This is a genomic window from Paenibacillus sp. 2TAB19 (genome assembly GCF_052115185.1).
In the GTDB taxonomy this organism is placed as follows: Bacteria; Bacillota; Bacilli; order Paenibacillales; family Paenibacillaceae; genus Pristimantibacillus.
Window position 1 is genome coordinate 38,901 of the sequence record NZ_JBFRGE010000019.1, and the last position, 18,396, is coordinate 57,296.

An 18,396-nucleotide genomic window follows, 5' to 3' on the forward strand; every position below is an offset into this window, starting at 1 on the left:
GCATGGGCAGCCCGTCTTACCGGTTACTCCTGATTGTTGTTGAAAATTTTCACCGTACCGTTATAGAACGACTTGACCGCTTCCTCCACGCTCTTGCGGCCGAAACCGATTTCGTACATGGTCGATTCCGCGAGCTTCGAATACTCCGTGTTCCCCGGAGGATTGTAGCTGACCGCGAACGGCTCGGTTTCCGTTGCTTTGGATACGCGGCTCGTGTAATCGTAGACGATTTTGTCGGCATCGCTAGCTTCTCCTTCGAGCAAAGCGCGGTTGGCTGCGGTTACGGGCACGCCGCGGTCGCTGCGGAGGATCTTCGCTACTTCCGGATCGTTAATGAAGAAGCTCATCAGCTGCGCTACCTCTTTCGGATGCTTAGTCTTCGCATACCCCGACAAGCCTTGGCTGGATTCGAAGACGACGCCGGTACCTTTGTCGCCGCGAGGCAGCTGCACCATAATGAGTTCATCCTGGGTCAAGCTTTGATGCGCGGCGAATTGGTTGGAAGGAATGAGACTCATCGCGACTTTGCCTGTAATGATCAATGATTTGCTCGTATCTCCTGGCGGATTAGACACTTGCAGCTCAGCCGGTACAACGCCGCCGGCTTTCGAAGTAACATCCCAATACTGGAACCATTTAAGCGCATCCGCCTCTTCGAAGCCCAATGTGCTATTGGCCATATCGTATAACTGCTTACCAGATTGCTTCAATCCGATGTCCATGCCATCGACGGTCAAGTTGTATGTTCCATAAAAGCCGCTGCCGAGTTTATCGGAAATTTGTTTGCTGATCGCCGCATATTCTTCCCAGTTCCAGCCGTCCTGCGGAACGGGAATGCCGGCACGCTCGAACATCGATTTGTTCACGATAACGCCGCGCGCGTTCGCCCCTGCAGAGATATGGACGAGCTTATCGCTCAGCGTACCGTATTGGACCATCGTCTGATCCATATCCGACAAATCCAGCTCTTGCCCAACGTACGGCGTCAAATCCAGCAGCACGTCCTTAATCGCATAGTCCACGACGTTGCCGCCGAGGAAGAAAACGTCCGGCGCCGTACCCGAGGCCAGCTGCGTGTTCAGCTTGTCGAAGTAACCGGTAGAAGGAGAAAACTCGCCGACGATCTTAATATTCGGATGCTTGTCTTCGAACAGCTTAAGCGCTTGGTTCGTAATGTCCGCCCGCTTCTGGTCCCCCCACCACATGACGCGAAGCTCGACTTGCTCGTCGCCACCGGTCGAAGTTCCTGTCCCGTTATCCTTCGTATTGCCGGAGTTCGAAGCGCCCGGGCTTCCGGTTCCGCCCGAGCAAGCGGTTAGCGCAACCATCATTAAAGCCAATATGCCGATCCATACGCTCTTTCTCTTCATTCTAACCAACCTCCCGATTTTTGTTGAATCCGTTTACATGACTAAGGTTAATCGCAAAGCGTCCATCTTGGAATTTGATTTCTTTAGGTCATCGCTTGTCTTTTTTTCGGGTTGCGTACGATCGATAGCCGATTTATTTCAAACCGGTCGTCGCGATGCCCTCCATGAAGTACCGCTGGAAGATCAAGAAGATAAGCGTAATCGGCACGAGGGACAAAGTTGACATCGCAAGCAGCGCACCCCAGTCGGATTGGCCGGAAGGATCGAACAATGAACGAATGCCCAGCTGTACCGTAAACAATTTAATGTCGCTCAGATAGATCATTTGGCTGAAGAAATCGTCCCACGACCAAATAAATGTGAAGATGGCCGCGGAGATTAGCGCCGGCGTAAGCAGCGGCATGATGATCTTGAAGTAGATTTGGCGCTGGCTGCAGCCGTCGATCGTCGCGCTCTCGTCAAGCTCTCTCGGAATGCCGCGTATGAACTGCACCATCATGAGAATGAAGAATGAATCATGCGCCAGCCACTTCGGCAGAACGAGCGGAAAGTACGTATTGATCCAATGCAGCTCGTTATAAATAATGTATTGCGGGATGAGCGTGACATGGTAAGGCAGYATGATCGTAACGAGCATCAGCGCAAACCATACCTTCTGAAATTTAAAGCTCAACCGCCCGAATGCAAACGCCGCGAAAGAACATGTGACGACATTGCCAAGGACGCTAAGCACCGAAATCATCCAAGAGTTCGCGAAAAAGGTTCCGAATGAAACGTCCTGCAGACCTTGCCAGCCATTGCGGTAATTGTCTAGCGTAAATTCCTTCGGCCACAGACCGGTTTGCGTGAATATCATGTCGTTCGGCTTAAAGGAGCTGCTGATCAGCCAAAGCACGGGGTATAGCATGGCAATACCAAAGAGGATGATCAGCATGTGTTTCGAGAGTCCTATTGCTTTCATCTGCATCTGCTTCATCTCCCATCCTTGCTATCGCCATAGAATACCCAAAATTTGGACGTCATAAATACGATCGCCGTGAAGCCCCCAACGATAAGCACCATGATCCATGCAAGCGCGGAAGCATAGCCCATCTCGAAGAACGAGAAGCCTTTCATGTACAGGTACAGCGTATAGAACATCGTTGCGTCGAGAGGTCCGCCTCGTCCGTCGCCGATTACGAAGGCTGGCGTGAACGCCTGGAATGAATTGATGATGCTCATGACCAGGTTGAAGAAAATGACCGGCGTCAGCATCGGCAACGTAATGCGGAAGAAGCTTCGCGCTTTGCCGGCGCCGTCTACCTGAGCAGCCTCGTACAGATCGGCCGGAATTTGCTTCAGGCCGGCTAGAAAGATGACCATCGCCGATCCGAACTGCCATATCGATAATGTAATGATCGTATAGACGATGTAGTCCGGATGCGAGATCCATGAAGGTCCTTCGATGCCGAACCAGCCCAGGAAACGGTTAACCAGTCCGCTGCCGTCGAAGATCTGCCTCCAGACGATCGCAATCGCAACGCTGCCGCCAAGCAACGAAGGCACATAATACACGGTGCGGTAAATGCCCAGCGCCTTAATGCCTTTGTTAAGCGCCATCGCCACGAGCAGCGCGAACGCGAGCCGGAGCGGCACGGATAGAAACACGTATTTGAAGGTAAGCCACAAGGAGTTCGTGAACGTTTGGTCATCGGTAAAAATCGTCACATAGTTGGACAACCCGACCCACTTCGGTGCGGTAAGCAAGTTGTATTTCGTTAGGGACAAATAGAGCGAGCCTAACATGGGACCGAGCGTAAGGCAGAAAAAACCGATCAGCCACGGCAATAAAAATCCGTAAGCGGTCAGGTTATGCTGCTGTGGTTTTATTTTTCGCGTAGCTCGCATGGAAGCGGCCTCCTTTCCTGTTGTACGCCCATTATAGGCGACGGAAGAAGGCCGATGAATGCTATTTATTCGGGATGTCGCTATCGATTTTTACAGATGCCGCGTTTCTTTGCCGGTACTCCGAAGGACTTGTCCCGAACATCCGCTTGAACCTGGAGCTGAAGTAGCTGGCATTGGAGAAACCCGTCAGCTCCGCAATGTCCCACAACCCAAGAGCGGTGTCCTCCAGCAGGCGAACGGCGTGCGCCATGCGCGTTTCGTTCAAATACTGGATGAACGTCTTCCCTACTTTGTTTTTGAACATTTCCGAGAAATAAGACGGGTTGTAATTGAACTTCTCCGCAATCATCGTCAAATTCAGGTCGTACATATAATTTTCTTCGATAAAATGGCACGCAGCCTCGATGAATCTGGTTTCCTCGCCTCCCGATTCATCGGCCGATAGCCGAATGACTTTGTCGGCAATCCGGCTAAGGAAACGAAGCGCCTTGTCCGGCGTGTCCAAGCTTAGCACCATGTCGGGTCTTAGCCATAGCTGCTCGTCCGCTTCGAGAGAGAGCCCCGCTTCGCCGGCGATCGGCTCGAGCATGAGATACAGCTGGAATACCGTCTTCACAAAGGCCGGCTGCGAGGATCGGAAAGCTTCCTCAAGCTCCCGTCCGACCTCACGCTTGAACGTCTCCATTTCTCCTCGAACCACATACCTCTCAATGAGCTTTACGGTATTTTCCGATAGCAGGCTTTGGCCGGATGCTGACTTGGCGTCCAACTGCTTGATCGTATCGGGCATATTCCAAGCTGCGAGAGCAGACAAGAATCCGCTCTTCCAGCTCTCGAAGCCCGTCACGGGCTGGCCTTCGCCAAGCTTGATTTCAAAATCCATAAACGCCGCAACGTTATCCCGAAGCGCCTGCGAGATGGAAGCAAGCACCCCATCCTCGGCCGCAACGGCAAAAAACATGAAGCCGGGGTACATCGCTTCCCGAAAGGCATGAACACGGCCTTCGAACTGGTCGGCGATCTCGCGGCACAGAATATCAAAGGGCAAACGAAACTTGTCGGGCGTACGCGCCTGTTCTCCATCCGATGCCAGCTTAGGCCGCAAGCCTGCCGCCATGAACCGCACCTCGCGCGTATGCCACGAATCGAGCTCGAATAATCGCGAGCGATGCCGCATGAAGCTGTCCAGCTCCGGCTGTTCTTTGACGAGCTGTACGATGTAATGCTCCTTCATTTCTTTGTAATATTGCGATAGGCGCCAACGAGTCACCGATTCCTGATCCTGGCTGCGCCGCTCGTTATCCAGCTCCTGCTTTACTTTCGTCACGGCATTCGCCAGCTCATCCCTTGCCACCGGCTTCAACAAATAATCGCGTGCATGGTTGCGTACTGCCGACTTTGCATAGTGAAAGTCTTCATAGCCGGTAATAACAATCGTACGTAGCGTTGGATATTGCTCATGGCACGCATCGAGAAAGGCCATGCCGTCCATGGCGGGCATATTCATATCGGTCAGAACGACATCAATCGCTTCATGAGCCAAACAATCCAGCGCCTCTTTCCCGTTCGACGCCTCTCCGGCTATTTGGAAACCAAGGCTTTGCCAATCAATCTTAAGACGCAGACCTTGGCGAATTTCCTGTTCATCGTCTACGATCAATACTTTATACATGGCGTTGCTCCTCCTGTTCGGGCAAGATCAGTTCAATCATCGTACCGCGTCCGTCTTGGCCAGCTTCGATCTGTACATCGAATAGCGAGCCGTAATAGAGACGGCACCGCGCGAGCACATTGCCAAGTCCAACCTGTCCCCCGTTGGAATTCAAAATATAATCAAGCTGGGCGCTGGCCGATTGTTCGACCAGCTTGCGCCGCAGCGCTTCCGGGATACCCGGGCCCCTGTCGGATACGGTTAGATGGACGCGGCCTAATCTGCGTCTCACTCCGATATGCACATAAGCTTCGGTGCCGCCTGAATAGCTGTATTTCACGGCATTTTCGATCAGCGGCTGCAGGATGAACTTAATGATAACGAGTTGGCCGACATCCTCCTCGTCGATCTCGATGTGCAGTTTATCTCCGAACCGAATTCGCAAAATGGATACATAATAGCGAACATACTTGAGTTCTTCGTCCAGCCGTATCAAATCCTCGTTGATCCGAAGCGAGAAACGCATCATTTTGCCAAGCGATTCGATGACCTCCACCGTATCGTCCGTTCGTTTCTGAATGGCAAGGCTGCTCATGAGCTCCAGCGTATTGAATAGAAAATGCGGATTAATCTGCATGAGCAATGTTTTGTATTCCGCTTGCTGGCGCAGCAGCTTAAGCTCGAATTCGTCTTTGATATGGCGCCTCAGCCTGACGACCATCTGCCTGAACGTCGAGCTGGCATAATCGATCTCGTTGCGAATGAACTTCGCCGGATGCACACGGCTTTCGGCGACTTCGAAGTCGCCGCGCTCCACGTAGCGCATGGCGGTAATGAGCCTGGAAAGCGGTTTCGTAATCCCGTGCGACAGCCACGTGGCAAGCAAGATCGAGAGAACGATCAACACTAACGCAAGAATGAAGATCGTATTGCGAAGCTTCATTAGCGGCGCATAGAGATCCTTCTCGGATACGAACCCGATGAGCATCCAGTTCGTCTTGGCGAGCTTTTTGTACACGAGAATCTCCTTGGCTCCTTGTTCGCTCTTCACGTACACGACGCCTTGCTTGCCGGTTCCCGTCCGGATGGCATCCACGGCTTTCTTCATATTCGCATGCGCCACATACTCCGACTGGCTCAGCATCGGCTGGCCGTCTTGATCGAGCAAATAAATGCTGCCGCCCGTACCCAGATGGATTCTCTCCAACGGATCGAGAAAGTAATCGGCCGTTACGTTCACTTTCATGATGCTTTTCGCGTTGCCGGGCTCGAACGCACCGATCGGCATCAGCATGCCGATAACCGGATTCGGGTTATTGTTGCGCAGCTCGGCGGCATCCTGCCCGGCAGGCACCCAATATTCGTAGTCATGAATGAAATTTTGATACCAAGGCTTGTCCACGAGCGTTTGATCGAAGACGACCTGGTTGCCGCTGCTCACCCACATCCCTTCGCGGCGGTATACCGTAACCGAAGAAACGCTGCTATAACTGTTGGTTGTTTGCGTTAGAAATTGGCTCATGCGGTAATGGGCGGAATTTTTTTCCCCGGAGCTGGCATCCGGATCGGAGATCAAGGCATCCCAGTTCTTGGTCGTGTCGCTATTGAAAACGATGGATGCAAGGTCGTATACCTGCGTCTGTACCATGCTGATATAAGAGCCGTATTCATCCATCTTCTCAAGTGCGGACGATTCGATATGGTCGCGGATCATAGAACGCGATTGGTTGAAAATAAGGATGGACATCGTGCAGAAAGCGAGCACAAACAGCAGCACGAAGATTGCGATCAAGCGGTTGCGAAGCGAATAAAACACCGTTTTCCCCCTCTCCATCCCGCAGGCATCGGCAGCAGGACCGGACATAACGCTTTGTGAACCCCATTATATAGACAACCGGCCATTGTTCCAAGTGGCAGTATTCATTTAAAGGGGAATTCATGTGCAGCCGACAATGAAAAAAACGCAAGCCACGAGGCCTGCGTTACGATACATTATTGGCAAAACTATGAGTTGAAATGGTGACATCGTGCCCTATCCTTTCACCGCGCCAGCCGTCATTCCTTCTATGAGGAAACGCTGCAAAAATACGAATATGATGACTACGGGGAGCACGCTTAATACGGATGCCGCCATCATGCTGCCCCAATCCGTCTGATACAATCCTTTGAATAAACTGACGCCGGGCGTCAGCGTACGATGTGCCTCGTCATTAATGAACACAAAGCCGAACATAAACTCGTTCCATGAATTCAAGAAGGCGAACAGCGAAGTAGCTACCAAACTTGGCAACGATACGGGAAGCAGTATTCTGAAAATAATGCCGATCCGCGAGCATCCGTCGATCTCCGCGGATTCCTCCATTTCATAAGGAATCGTATCGAAGAATCCTTTCATCATGAAGGTGCACAGAGGAACCGTAAACGTCGTATACGCTAATATAAGCGACCAATAGGAATCAATAAGATGCAAATTTTTCATCACGAGATAAAGCGGAATGAGCAGCAGCACGCCGGGAATCATCTGCGACAGCAGCATGGCGACGCTGAATACTTTGACCCCTTTAAATCGGATAAAGCGGCTTAACGCGTAACCGGCGAATATGGAGATCATTAAGGATGCGGCTGTCGTTACGACTGCGATAAACACGCTATTTTTAAAGAAGGTTATGAAGGCCGATCCGTTCAATACATTATCAAAATGTTTCAACGTAGGCTTGGAAATAAAGAAGCTCGGATTCAACGTTCTTATTTCAGTATCCGGMTTCAAGGATGTTACAAACATCCATAGGAAAGGAAACAAACAATAAAATGCAAAACCTAATAGAACGACATAGGTTATCACGGTCATTATTCGTTGTTTTCGACGGCTCATTAACATCGTTGCTATCACTCCCATCCGGACCTGACTATGTCCGATTTCTCCTTTGGCTGAACATATAATATAGAATGAACCCGCTGATCATAAATCCGAGCATCATAGACGCCAACGCGGAAGCATTTCCGAAATTGTAGGATTCCATCGCATAACGGTAAATCATGATGGGCAGCGTTTCTGAAGCATACAGCGGACCACCCTCCGTCATCACCCAAATGAAATCGAAATTGACTGCCGTCCAAATGACATGAATGAAAATAATGGTAATCGATACAGTCTTCAGCTGAGGCATGACGATTCGGAAAAACCGGGTACGCACGCCTGCACCGTCGATCGCAGCAGCCTCAAGCATATCGCGCGACACGGATTGAAGACCTGCCAGCAGGCTGATGGTGAAGAAAGGGAAGCTTCTCCATACGTTAACGAAAACAACGGTCAGTAATGCGGTATCGAGCTCGCCGAGCCAATAGTACGGCTGGTCAATAATACCGAGCTTCGTCAACCACAAATTAATAATGCCGTAATCCGGCGTCAGCATCCAAGTCCAAGTCATCCCCGCGATAACAATGGGAACCACCCAAGGAATAATAATAATCGCTCTGAATAGGGCTCGTCCCTTCACTTGCTGGTTCAGCGCCACAGCCGATATAAGCCCCATCGCATATTCGCCCGCGACCGAGAGTACGGTCCACACAACGGTATTCCATAGCGCCTTCAAGAAATATTCGTTTTGAACGGCTTCCTTGAAATTGCTTAAGCCTGAAAACCCGCTTAACGTTTTATTCAGCAAGTTTTTAAAATGAATACTATCCCACAACACCGTTAATAACGGATAGGCATTCAGCAGAACAAAAAACAAAGCGGCAGGAAGGATAAACCAATAAGCTGCCTTCCTCAACTTTCTCTCTCTAAGTGTCATTCTCGTCTGGCGTGCCGCTCCTTGCCGAGCTTGGGCAGCCTTGGGCATTTCAGTCTGGTTACTCATGTCTCTCACCGCATTCTGTTGGAATGGAAAGGGCAGGCGAAGCCTGCCCGGTCATACGCTTATGAGGTTCTGTCCGTTTCCTATTTGCCGCTTAGCTCATTCGTCGATTCAAGACTTTTGTTGATCGCTTCGGCCAGCCACTGGGCTACCGTCTCTGGCGAATCGTTTTTCAGCATCGCTCTGGCAAGCGCATCCTCCATCGCTTTCGTAATACCTCCAAGCGATACGGTCGGGAAAACGATCCCTTGATCGGCAAGCGCCATAAAGTCTTTGCCCCAACCGGTTTCACTGACAACGTCGCTGCGCGGAGCCTTCGACGGGTTAACCGTTGCTTGATAATCTGCGCTCATCAGGAATTGAGCAAATTCCCACGTTGCATCGAGGTGATCGGAATTGTACACGTAAAGCGGCGCGATTTCCATGAATGTCGCAGGCGTGTTTTTGTATGGCGGCGCAGCTACCTTCACGTCTTTCATGCCTTCAGGATTTTCAGTGCTGCGGCCTTCGATCCAAGGACCGTTTACGACCATCGCGTATTGACCGAGAACGAAGTTTTGATCCTCTTCTTCCCAACCCCATGTTTTGGCATCGGCCGTAATCGTCTTACTTGCTTGCAGATCTTGATAGAACTTGAACACTTCGGCGGCTTTAGCCAGCTCATCCGCATTGTCCAACCACGTATTCTTGAATTTGCCGTCATCCATTTTCTTCGCTAGCTGAACGTCGTTTTGCGCAAGATACATAATCAGCTCTTGCGGCGAGCGCACGCCTGCACCGGCAATGCCGTAAGCTTCTTTGCCGGTCTTTTCTTTCACGACCGGGCCCATAGCCATCAGCTCATCCCATGTCTTCGGCGGCGCGTCGTAGCCTGCGTCTTTGAGCAGCTGCTCATGATACAGAAGCGCGCGAATGCCCAAGTAGTTAGGTAACGCCATCACTTTGCCGTTTACTTTAAGCGCATCCCACACATTATCGTACACTTTGCCTTTGTCCGCCCATTGATCAACGTAAGGCGTCAGGTCCGCCAATGCGCCGAAGTTGTTGAATTCGCCGAACCATTCGGCAAGTCCCCAACTAATATCCGGCGCATCGCCGGCATTGATGGAGGCAACCAGCTTATCATGCAGGATGTCATACGTAATGACTTGAAGGTCGACGGTGATGTTTTCATGCGAATCGTCGAATTCCTTCACCTTCGACTGAATCGCTTTTCCCTCATCCGTGCTCGGGTCTAGCGCCGCCCAAAACTTCAGATTTACTTTCTCCGCCGCAGGCTTCTCGGTCGCCGCGCTTTCATTGCCGCCTGTATTGGCTGCATCCGCACCGTTGTTGCCGTTGCTGCCGTTATCCTCATTGCCTCCGCAAGCCGAAACCAATAAAGCGAATACCATCGAAACCATCATAATAGCGATACTCTTGTTAGCTTTCATGCATGGATCCCCTCTCGTTTGTTGTTCCTTACATGTATCATTCTAGCCTGTGGGCATCACGGATCCTATGCGACAATCTTCGCAGCAATGTTGAATATATTAGGATGGCTGGGACTGCCTATATTGGGAAGGCTGCTGCCCAACGATCTTTTTGAACACTTGGCTGAAATATCGTTGATCCAAGTAACCGACCTGCTCGGCGATCTCGTAGGTTTTCAGACCCGTCTCCCTCAGAAGACGCTTAGCATGGGTAATGCGTATGTCGGTTACGAACTCCATGAAGCTTTTATTCGTCGATTGTTTAAAAAGCGTGCAGAAATAGTTTTTGTTCAGGAAAAACCGCTGCGAAATATCGTCTAACGTTACGGTTCTATAATTTTCCTCGATATAACGGCATAYGACCTCAATCAACGGCTTACCGTTTTTCATGCGCGCATCTTTGGCGGATAACGCCAAGAGCCGCTCGAATATTTTCGCCAAAAGCTCCTTCACCTGCATCACGTTCATTTCCTGCAGCTTGCTTCTGCCTTCGCTTACCCACACCAAAATTTGCTCATCCCTGCTCCTGGTCTCGATTTTCTCCAGCAGGTCGGATGCTGATTTTTTCAATTCGATCCCTCTAATGCCAGCCAGAGCTTTGTCCTCGAAAGCATCATTCAGTCTTGCCATCAAGCTCTTCTCGTCACGCAAAATGCCGGTTTCCAGCTGTGTTTCGACGAGCAGCGCCATATGTCTCCATAGGTCCAAATAGTTTTTGGCATACGCCGCTCCTTGGTCGCCCGCTTGCGCAGCGCCGTAACAAACGATCGGCTCATGATCATCCAAAGCCATGGAGTCAAGCGCATGGGAAGCTTCCCGATACGCTGCCGACAGCTTGGACAGCCGCGTTTTGTGCATGCTGACTCCAATTTTGGCTTCCACTTGAACATACGTCCGCAGCGACTGGATCAGCTTATGGAGCTGAACGGCCAGCCTGTTATCCTGCTTCTCATGGGACGAATAGATCAGAACGATTTCGTTCGATTTCGTCAGCTGTCTATAAATAATGAGCTTCGCGGACAACCCGAACGATTCGCTCAATATATTGCGAATGGCAAAGTGGAAAACTTCTCGATCCCCCTTGTATCTGGCCTGTACTTTCTCATCTTGATTCAGCAGCCTCAATACGGTTAAGTAATAACCGTCCTCGGGCAGCTCAATCTGCAGCTTCTCGGATCGAACGAACAGTTCATTCTCGTCGATCTCGCCCGAGCTGACCGCATGCGTGAACAATTCGTCCGTCAGCACGGTTAACCCCGAGCGAAGGACCGCCTTTTGCCGGATTTGCTCGGTTTTGGCAGCCGAATTGATATGAATTTTCTCAACCACTTTATCGAGCACTTGCAGCAGTTCCGCCTCTTGCACCGGCTTTAATACGTAATCGAAGGCGCCATGAAGAAACGCCGATCGCGAATATTCGAAATCACCGTAACCGCTTAACACAATTACTTCCGCCGTATTGCCGGTTCGCCTCAACCATTCCATGAACTGGAGGCCGTCCATAATCGGCATTCGAATATCCGTCATTATCATTTGGGGGTTATGCGCATTCACAAGCTGAATCGCCTCATTGCCGTTCAAGGCATGGCCGACAATCATCCATCCCAGCTGCTCCCAAGGAATGATCGCCTTGAGGTGATCATACACGGCAGATTCATCGTCCACTATCAATACTCTCATGTTCGTTATTGCCTCCTTTGCGCAGCGGAAGTTCGCATACGATAAGTGTTCCTTTGGCAGCCCGGCTAATGACAGAAACGCCATATGCTTCTCCGCATATTAACCGGATACGCTGATTTACATTGTAGAGCCCGATCGAGGTTCTTCTCGTGAGGTCCTGCGCCGTATGGCCCGCGAGCCGATCGCGAACGCCATCAAGCTCTTCCTCTGTCATTCCAACCCCGTTATCCGCCACGTATAAATACAAGATGCCGCGCTCCTTGTCCACACGTCCGCCAATCCGAATGAAGCCTTTATGGCTTACGCTCGGGTTAATCCCATGCTCTACGGCGTTCTCCACCAGCGGCTGCAAGATTAGCTTGGGAACGGCGTATTCCCGAATTTCCGGGGTTATCGCCAAATTGAAAGAAATACGGCCTGCAAACCGTTTGCCGATAATAACCAAATAATTGCGAACATGCATCGTTTCTTCTTTGACGGTAACCCATTCGCTAGCCAGCCCCATATTGTACCTGTACATGTTGCTCAGGCTTTGGCAGATCAGCTTCAAATCCGGAACACGGTTCATATCCGCAATGCCCGACATCATCTGCAGCGTATTAAATAAGAAATGGGGCGATATTTGCGCTTGTAGAGCCATAATTTGCGATTCTTGATTCATAAGCCTCAGCTTCAAATCATGTTCGATCATTTGCTGAATCGTTTCGGCCATTCGATTGAATTGATTGCCTAGAAATCCGATTTCATCTTGGGAATGAACCTCGACTCTCGCATCGTAATCGCCGATCTGGATCCGGGTCATTTTCCGATGCATATTGACGATAGGTTTCGTGATTCCGAAGCTAAGAAAGAATGAAATCACTAGCGCCAGCACTACAGAGATGCCAACCGCGATAATAGCAAGCGTTCTGTACCATAGCAGCTTCGGATTAATTTCATACGTGTAATTCAAGGCGAGACCGCTGCTCTCCAGCGGCACAGACATATGGATGACATTGCGATTGCCCGCATTGTCGCGGAATTCCGTTCCTGTGAGCGATGGCAGCGTATGATAGGAAACCCGATTGTTATTTTCGATAATCGAGATTTGTCCCTTGTAAAAGCTGTTGTACCGTTCAACCAACTTGCGGAAGTTTTGCTCCTTCATATCAATGACAAGCAAGCCCACCGGCTTCCCGAGCGAACGAACGGGAAACAAATATTGAATAATCGGTTCATTATAAACGCTTTCATATCTTAGAATCGTCGTAGGCCGATCGTCCTTGGAGCGAGAAATCGCAAGCAGCGACTGAATATAGGGCTGCTCAAGATGCGGATACAGCTTAGGAAAGAAGCTTCCCAACTCCACGCCGTCATTCCGTTGCAGACTCATCCCGATAATGTCCGTTAACCGGGACTGATTATAAACGCTTAGAAAAAACTCTCTGATATCTTTGACCGTATCATAGGTTCTGCTGTCGGTCAGAAACTCCTCGTCTCGCGCAATACTGCGAATCAGATCTGGATTGGAGTAGATTTGGTAAGCGGTTTCATTTAAATTGCGGGCGTACTCATCGATTGCTTCTTTCAAATCCTCTTCTACCCGCACGCGTGCGAAATCACGATCGTCTTTTATCGTCTGCGACACCTGATACAAGATAATGCCCGACGTTATGGATAATGGCAAGGCGGTTGAAATCAGCATCGCCAAAAATATTTTCAATTGAATCCGTTTGGATTTCATAGCTTCACTGTCCTTCGCTAGAGCATCTAGTTATCCTACTACATTATCTTACTGTGAAAAAGAATACCGTTCATTTTTTTCATCCTTTTGTTTAATATATTCAGGTTATACGATCATTCAAATTTGCCGCAACAGCTGATTAAGCGCGACAGTATTTTTAGAAAAGTTACTTGATAAGGAAGAATAAGCCTTACATAATAGAGTTGTGATTATCGACAGGACAACCTAACAACCTTTTAGGAGGACCAAAATGAACTTTTCGAAGCTGGAAGCTTATCTGGATCGTTTTTATACAGAAAAAAACATTCCAGGCTTAGGTTTTGCCATGTACTACAAGCACGAGCCTGTGTTTGAGCATTATGCAGGATTTTCGGATGTTGAAAATCAAGTCCGTTTCGGACCCAACACGCTTTTTCGGCTTTACTCCGCAACGAAGGTTATCACCTGTACGGCCCTTCTCCAGCTATTCGAGGCTGGAAAGTTTAAATTAAGTGATCCGCTCCACGCTTATATTTCTGAATACAAGAATATGAACGTTCGGCATATTCGGAAGGATGGATCGGAGGAAGTTCGCCCTGCGAATAACGATATCACGATTGAGCATTTGTTCAGCATGACGGCAGGCCTTGACCAGCGGGATACCGAAGAAACCCGGAAAGTAATTGAGGCATCGGGCGGCGAAGGCAAAACGCTGGATGTCATCCGGGCGCTCGCGAAGGAGCCGCTGATCTTCGAGCCGGGCACGCATTTCAAATACGGTGCAAGTCATGAGGTGCTGGGGGCGCTTATCGAGGTGCTGTCGGGCAAAACTTTGGGAAGCTATTTCAAGGAGAATATTTTTGACAGAATCGGTATGAGCGAAACGTCATTTGACCTGAAGGATGAGAAGCGCTTCTGCAAGCTATACAACAACTTCGACGGGAAGACGCATACGGCCGAGAGCATTGGCGAGACCTTCGTTATCCATCCCGGCAGCGCTTATGAAAGCGGCGGCGGCGGACTCTACTCAACCGTATCCGATTACATATTGTTTGCTGAGGCATTGTGCAATTATGGTGTGGCGTTGAACGGCGAGCGCATCCTTAGTAAAGAAACGGTTAATACGATGAGGACCAGGCGTTTGTTCAAAGAGGCGCAGCAGGATTTCGCCAATTTCGGAGGAGTGAGCAAGAGCGGCTACAGCTATGGTCTTGGTGTACGAACGCTGGTGGACCGCGAGGAAAACAACGCGTTGAGCCAAAACGGCGAGTTCGGCTGGGACGGTGCCCGCGGTTGTTATGTGGTCATTGATCCAGAGGCGGAAATCACGCTGTTCTATGCGCAGCAAGAAGGCGGGTCGCCGTGGTACCGCTGGCACGGCACCATCCGCAACTATGCGTATGCCAGCGTCTGGGGCGACTAATAACGAAAGAGCCTATCAAAAGCCGCAACCGGCATTTGATAGGCTCTTTATTTTCGATTACAAACAGCTATACACGACATTTCTCAACCGAGGATGCACGTACGGCTCCTGATTGTTCAGCAGATGCTGGGCGTACATGACGGTCAGCTGCGATTCCGGATCGATGATGGCCATGCAGCCGGCGGCGCCGCTCCAGCCGAATTCGCCGATCGGACTCAGCGAGCCGCTGTCCGCTTTGGCGATATGCGTACGGACGCCTAGCCCGTATCCGTACCCCTTCAGCTGATCCCAAGCGTAATCGCCGCGCATGCCTTCGGTCAAATGATCCGTGCGCATCAGATTCACCATCGCCGGCGATAGGATGCGTACGCCGTCCGGACTTGTTCCACGATTAGTCAACGCGTTAAGGAACAGCGCATAGTCGCTCACGGTAGACAGCAGCCCCGCCCCGCCGCTCTCGAGTTCCGTTCCGATGCGGAAGCCGTTGCCGTCCTTGCGCACGGGCTTGCCCAGCTCATCGTTATACTCATATTGCGGAGCGAGACGACTCTGTTGATCTTCCGAGAGATCGAAGCCCGTATCTCGCATGCCAAGCGGGCCCGTAATCTCGTCTCGGATATACGCGCCGAAGCTTCGCCCGTCTACAACCTCGATGAGTGCTCCGAGCACATCATGGCATACACTGTAACTCCAGCGGGTGCCCGGCTCGAACAGCAGCGGCTCCTTGGCGATCGCCTCCGCGAGGGCTCGTGTCGGCAATTTGCCTACTGTTCGTTCTACAGCCTGCTGGATAGAAGGAGCGCCGAGATCATAAGAGAAGCCAGCCGTCATCGTGAACAGATCACGAACCCGAATCGGCTTCTCCGCTCTCTCAAGCACGACTTCGCCTCCTGGAAGCCTCTTCTTTACGTTCATCTCGGCGTATTCCGGCAGGTAGACCGACAGGGGGTCATTCAGGTGGATGGCACCCTTCTCAACGAGACGAAGCGCCGCCACGCAGGTCATAATCTTCGTCATGGAATAAATATTGAAGATCCTTCCGTCGAGTATTGGCGTTTCCTCTTCCAGGTTGGCGAAGCCGCTCCGGTAACGGAATACCGTTTCGTTGCGGTGCATGACCAGAACCTCCGCCCAAGGGATACGCCAAGCGGTCATGCGCTCAATAAATGAAGCTAACGGTTTGAAGTCCATATCGTTCATCCTTTTTTGTATAATGTAGTCGTCTAGAAAATGTCGCTCATTCGTTCAATTATAATCGATCACCACCATTTGATGGCACTCCAGTACGGGAACCGTGTACGTAACGGTCCCGTCCTCGTAGCTGAACGGCAACGGCGTCATCTGAGGCGCCAAGTACACCCGGCTCACGGGACTTGCCGTCCGAACGGAAGCCCTTACATCGTAAATCGGAACGATATCCTCAATGACTTCGATACCTTCGCCACGGCGAACCGGAGACGCATAGAGCAGGTGATTGACCAACCGCTTCTCATCCTTCTGCTCCTGAAGCGTGACAATGCCTTGCGCAGGCAGACTTGTTTGCAGCATCTTGCCGGGCAGCAGACGATTCAATGCATGCAGCACCGCTTCCTTCAAGATCAGACTGCCTTTGGTCGCATAATCCTCGAATACATTCCACGCGATATAGATTCCGCTGCCGCTCTCTACCATGCCCGGCCCGCCGAAAGTGAAGCTGCTTGGCGTATGCTGATGCGAACAGAACGTGAACGCGTCGCGGTTGAAGTACGGATCCTCGCGCCTTCCAAGCAAGGTCCCGCCGTCCAGCTCGATCTTCTGTCCCTGCGCGTAAAAAATATAGGACGTCTCCCCCAAGCTCCCCGGCTGGAAGATAGGGCGGAAATAATCGGGACGATACGGGTTCGTGCCTAGATACCGCACGCCAAGGTCGATCGCGAATGCATTGCCCTCCGGATTCAGTCCGGACCAGCCCGTTGCGAGAATTTTGCCGCCCTGCTGCAAGTAAGACTGCAATTTCCCCCGCAGCTCATCGCCAACTTCTACGTAATCCGGTAATATCAACACTTTATAAGCCGAAAATTCATGTTCCGTATCGATAACGTCGAACAGCATTTTCCCCTCGAGCAGCATGCGTACAGCGCCAGCATCCGAATTCGACTTGCGCGCCTCCGCCTTCGCGTGCATGCCGGTCGCTTCGAGCGACAGCAGGGCCACATCGGCGACGTTCGTCGCCTTCACGCACCAAGCTTCCTTGCTCTCGACCTCGCGATAGGCCGCACCAATCAACGAATAGGTCGCTTCGTCCATATGGCCGTCCGGATGCAGCTGATCTCCGATAGAGCATCTTGCGCCATTGGCTATGCTGAGCGCCGCTTCGTAACGAAGCGCGTTCGGGTGCTTATAGCCGCCGAATTCCCCCCACGAYGTATGGAATTTTCCCGTCATGCCGAGAAAATCGACGCCAAGCGTCTGCGCATACCGGGCCGACAGCGGGAAGTGATCGTAGCCCCAGCCGCCCGTCGGCAGCGATTCCAGCTCCAGGTGGCTGTTCATGGCTGCCAAGTCGCGGCGGCCGCGCGCGATATGCCCGCCATTATGGAAGATCGGCAGACCCGGCTTGACCGATTCGACCGTTTCCTTCACCTTTGCCGTATAGCCCGCATACGTGTTCTCCCATAGTTGCCGCATCGCCTTCGCATCGCGCGGATCGATCCCTTGCTCCTGCGCGCTCTGAACGCAATTATGGCAGTAGCATTTGCGCACCCCGACTATATCGAGGAACAAGCCGTCGGCGTCATAGCGCGACAACGTCTCGCGGATCTGATCCAGCAGAATGTCCAGGTAAGGCGAATTCATGCAAAACTGGTGATAACCCGGCTCCATGAAGCCTTTGACCCAATTTGTATGGTCATTCTCGTCGCGAATGAGCCATTCCGGATGGCGTCTCGCTAACTTCTCGTCGAGTCCGGCCGATAAGTATACGGGCGTCTTGACGTCAATCTCATGTGCCGCCTCAATCGTTGCCGCAAGCAGATCGAAGCCGAGTCCCGGATGAATCTCGTTCGCTTCCGTTGGATGATAAGCCCAGCCATGATGGCATTTGGAGAACAAAGTAATCGAATCGACGCGCCCCAGCCGCAGCATATCCTGAAACTGCTTTTTGTCAAAACGGGCTCCGATCGGCGCAATCGCCTCGGAGGTGTGAAAATCGAGATGGACTTGACGGAATCGCATAAGCTATATCTCCCTTTCCGGTTCGTATAGCTTAACTATATAAGCTCAGCGGCTCAGCGCACAGGTTCATAAGCGACTTTTTATAGCACGATTTCTACCTTCCGGATCGTAAGGCATGCTAGAATAAGATAAAGATTCCTT

General features: G+C 51.2%; 13 protein-coding genes. 1 reads left to right on the top strand and 12 read right to left on the bottom strand.

Going from position 1 to position 18,396, the window contains the following annotated elements; all coding sequences use genetic code 11:
• Nucleotides 1-23 precede the first annotated feature (23 nt).
• The 10 genes from AB4Z33_RS10980 to AB4Z33_RS11025 all read right to left on the bottom strand — a co-directional run bounded on the left by AB4Z33_RS10980 (nucleotide 24) and on the right by AB4Z33_RS11025 (nucleotide 13,640).
• Nucleotides 24-1,370 carry an ABC transporter substrate-binding protein gene (locus AB4Z33_RS10980; RefSeq protein WP_442049970.1) on the bottom strand — a complete coding sequence of 449 codons (1,347 nt, stop codon included), beginning with the start codon at nucleotides 1,368-1,370 and terminating at the stop codon, nucleotides 24-26.
• A 133-nt stretch (nucleotides 1,371-1,503) separates the two neighbouring features.
• Nucleotides 1,504-2,337 carry a carbohydrate ABC transporter permease gene (locus tag AB4Z33_RS10985; RefSeq protein WP_442049971.1) on the bottom strand — a complete coding sequence of 278 codons (834 nt, stop codon included), beginning with the start codon at nucleotides 2,335-2,337 and terminating at the stop codon, nucleotides 1,504-1,506.
• A gap of 5 nt (nucleotides 2,338-2,342) precedes the next feature.
• The gene (locus AB4Z33_RS10990) at nucleotides 2,343-3,257 is read right to left on the bottom strand and encodes a carbohydrate ABC transporter permease (RefSeq protein ID WP_337102647.1); all 915 of its coding nucleotides are present in this window, start codon (nucleotides 3,255-3,257) and stop codon (nucleotides 2,343-2,345) included.
• 61 nt (nucleotides 3,258-3,318) lie between these two features.
• Nucleotides 3,319-4,929, bottom strand: coding sequence for a response regulator transcription factor (locus tag AB4Z33_RS10995; RefSeq protein ID WP_442049972.1), 1,611 nt, complete (start codon nucleotides 4,927-4,929; stop codon nucleotides 3,319-3,321).
• On the bottom strand, nucleotides 4,922-6,772 hold the full coding sequence (locus AB4Z33_RS11000; protein WP_442049973.1) for a cache domain-containing sensor histidine kinase: 1,851 nt from the start codon (nucleotides 6,770-6,772) through the stop codon (nucleotides 4,922-4,924). Before AB4Z33_RS11000 ends, AB4Z33_RS10995 begins: the two co-directional genes overlap by 8 nt.
• A 168-nt stretch (nucleotides 6,773-6,940) precedes the next feature.
• On the bottom strand, nucleotides 6,941-7,615 hold the full coding sequence (locus AB4Z33_RS11005; RefSeq protein ID WP_442049974.1) for a carbohydrate ABC transporter permease: 675 nt from the start codon (nucleotides 7,613-7,615) through the stop codon (nucleotides 6,941-6,943).
• A 199-nt stretch (nucleotides 7,616-7,814) separates the two neighbouring features.
• Nucleotides 7,815-8,768: a carbohydrate ABC transporter permease gene (locus AB4Z33_RS11010; protein WP_442049975.1), complete on the bottom strand. Its 954-nt coding sequence runs from the start codon at nucleotides 8,766-8,768 to the stop codon at nucleotides 7,815-7,817.
• Between the two features lie 80 nt (nucleotides 8,769-8,848).
• Nucleotides 8,849-10,198, bottom strand: a complete 1,350-nt coding sequence (locus AB4Z33_RS11015) for an ABC transporter substrate-binding protein (RefSeq protein WP_442049976.1) — start codon at nucleotides 10,196-10,198, stop codon at nucleotides 8,849-8,851.
• Nucleotides 10,199-10,297: 99 nt separating this feature from the next.
• Nucleotides 10,298-11,917, bottom strand: coding sequence for a response regulator (locus tag AB4Z33_RS11020; protein ID WP_442049977.1), 1,620 nt, complete (start codon nucleotides 11,915-11,917; stop codon nucleotides 10,298-10,300).
• Nucleotides 11,892-13,640, bottom strand: coding sequence for a cache domain-containing sensor histidine kinase (locus tag AB4Z33_RS11025; protein ID WP_442049978.1), 1,749 nt, complete (start codon nucleotides 13,638-13,640; stop codon nucleotides 11,892-11,894). The genes AB4Z33_RS11020 and AB4Z33_RS11025 overlap by 26 nt, the downstream gene beginning before the upstream one ends.
• Nucleotides 13,641-13,890: 250 nt before the next feature.
• On the opposite strand from AB4Z33_RS11025, the gene AB4Z33_RS11030 reads away from it, so the two are divergent.
• Nucleotides 13,891-15,042 carry a serine hydrolase domain-containing protein gene (locus tag AB4Z33_RS11030; protein WP_442049979.1) on the top strand — a complete coding sequence of 384 codons (1,152 nt, stop codon included), beginning with the start codon at nucleotides 13,891-13,893 and terminating at the stop codon, nucleotides 15,040-15,042.
• Between the two features lie 57 nt (nucleotides 15,043-15,099).
• On the opposite strand, the gene AB4Z33_RS11035 is transcribed toward AB4Z33_RS11030, so the two are convergent.
• The gene (locus tag AB4Z33_RS11035) at nucleotides 15,100-16,233 is read right to left on the bottom strand and encodes a serine hydrolase domain-containing protein (RefSeq protein WP_442049980.1); all 1,134 of its coding nucleotides are present in this window, start codon (nucleotides 16,231-16,233) and stop codon (nucleotides 15,100-15,102) included.
• A gap of 54 nt (nucleotides 16,234-16,287) precedes the next feature.
• A complete protein-coding gene (locus AB4Z33_RS11040) occupies nucleotides 16,288-18,255 on the bottom strand; it encodes a beta-galactosidase trimerization domain-containing protein (RefSeq protein ID WP_442049981.1) in 1,968 nt (655 codons plus the stop codon).
• Nucleotides 18,256-18,396 lie beyond the last annotated feature (141 nt).

Excerpts from the sequence above, each read along its gene's own strand:
- AB4Z33_RS10980 (WP_442049970.1), bottom strand. The coding sequence starts at position 1,370 with ATGAAGAGAAAGAGCGTATGGATCGGCATATTGGCTTTAATGATGGTT.
- AB4Z33_RS10990 (WP_337102647.1), bottom strand. The coding sequence starts at position 3,257 with ATGCGAGCTACGCGAAAAATAAAACCACAGCAGCATAACCTGACCGCT.
- AB4Z33_RS10995 (WP_442049972.1), bottom strand. The coding sequence starts at position 4,929 with ATGTATAAAGTATTGATCGTAGACGATGAACAGGAAATTCGCCAAGGT.
- AB4Z33_RS11000 (WP_442049973.1), bottom strand. The coding sequence starts at position 6,772 with ATGTCCGGTCCTGCTGCCGATGCCTGCGGGATGGAGAGGGGGAAAACG.
- AB4Z33_RS11010 (WP_442049975.1), bottom strand. The coding sequence starts at position 8,768 with ATGAGTAACCAGACTGAAATGCCCAAGGCTGCCCAAGCTCGGCAAGGA.
- AB4Z33_RS11015 (WP_442049976.1), bottom strand. The coding sequence starts at position 10,198 with ATGAAAGCTAACAAGAGTATCGCTATTATGATGGTTTCGATGGTATTC.
- AB4Z33_RS11025 (WP_442049978.1), bottom strand. The coding sequence starts at position 13,640 with ATGAAATCCAAACGGATTCAATTGAAAATATTTTTGGCGATGCTGATT.
- AB4Z33_RS11030 (WP_442049979.1), top strand. The coding sequence starts at position 13,891 with ATGAACTTTTCGAAGCTGGAAGCTTATCTGGATCGTTTTTATACAGAA.
- AB4Z33_RS11035 (WP_442049980.1), bottom strand. The coding sequence starts at position 16,233 with ATGGACTTCAAACCGTTAGCTTCATTTATTGAGCGCATGACCGCTTGG.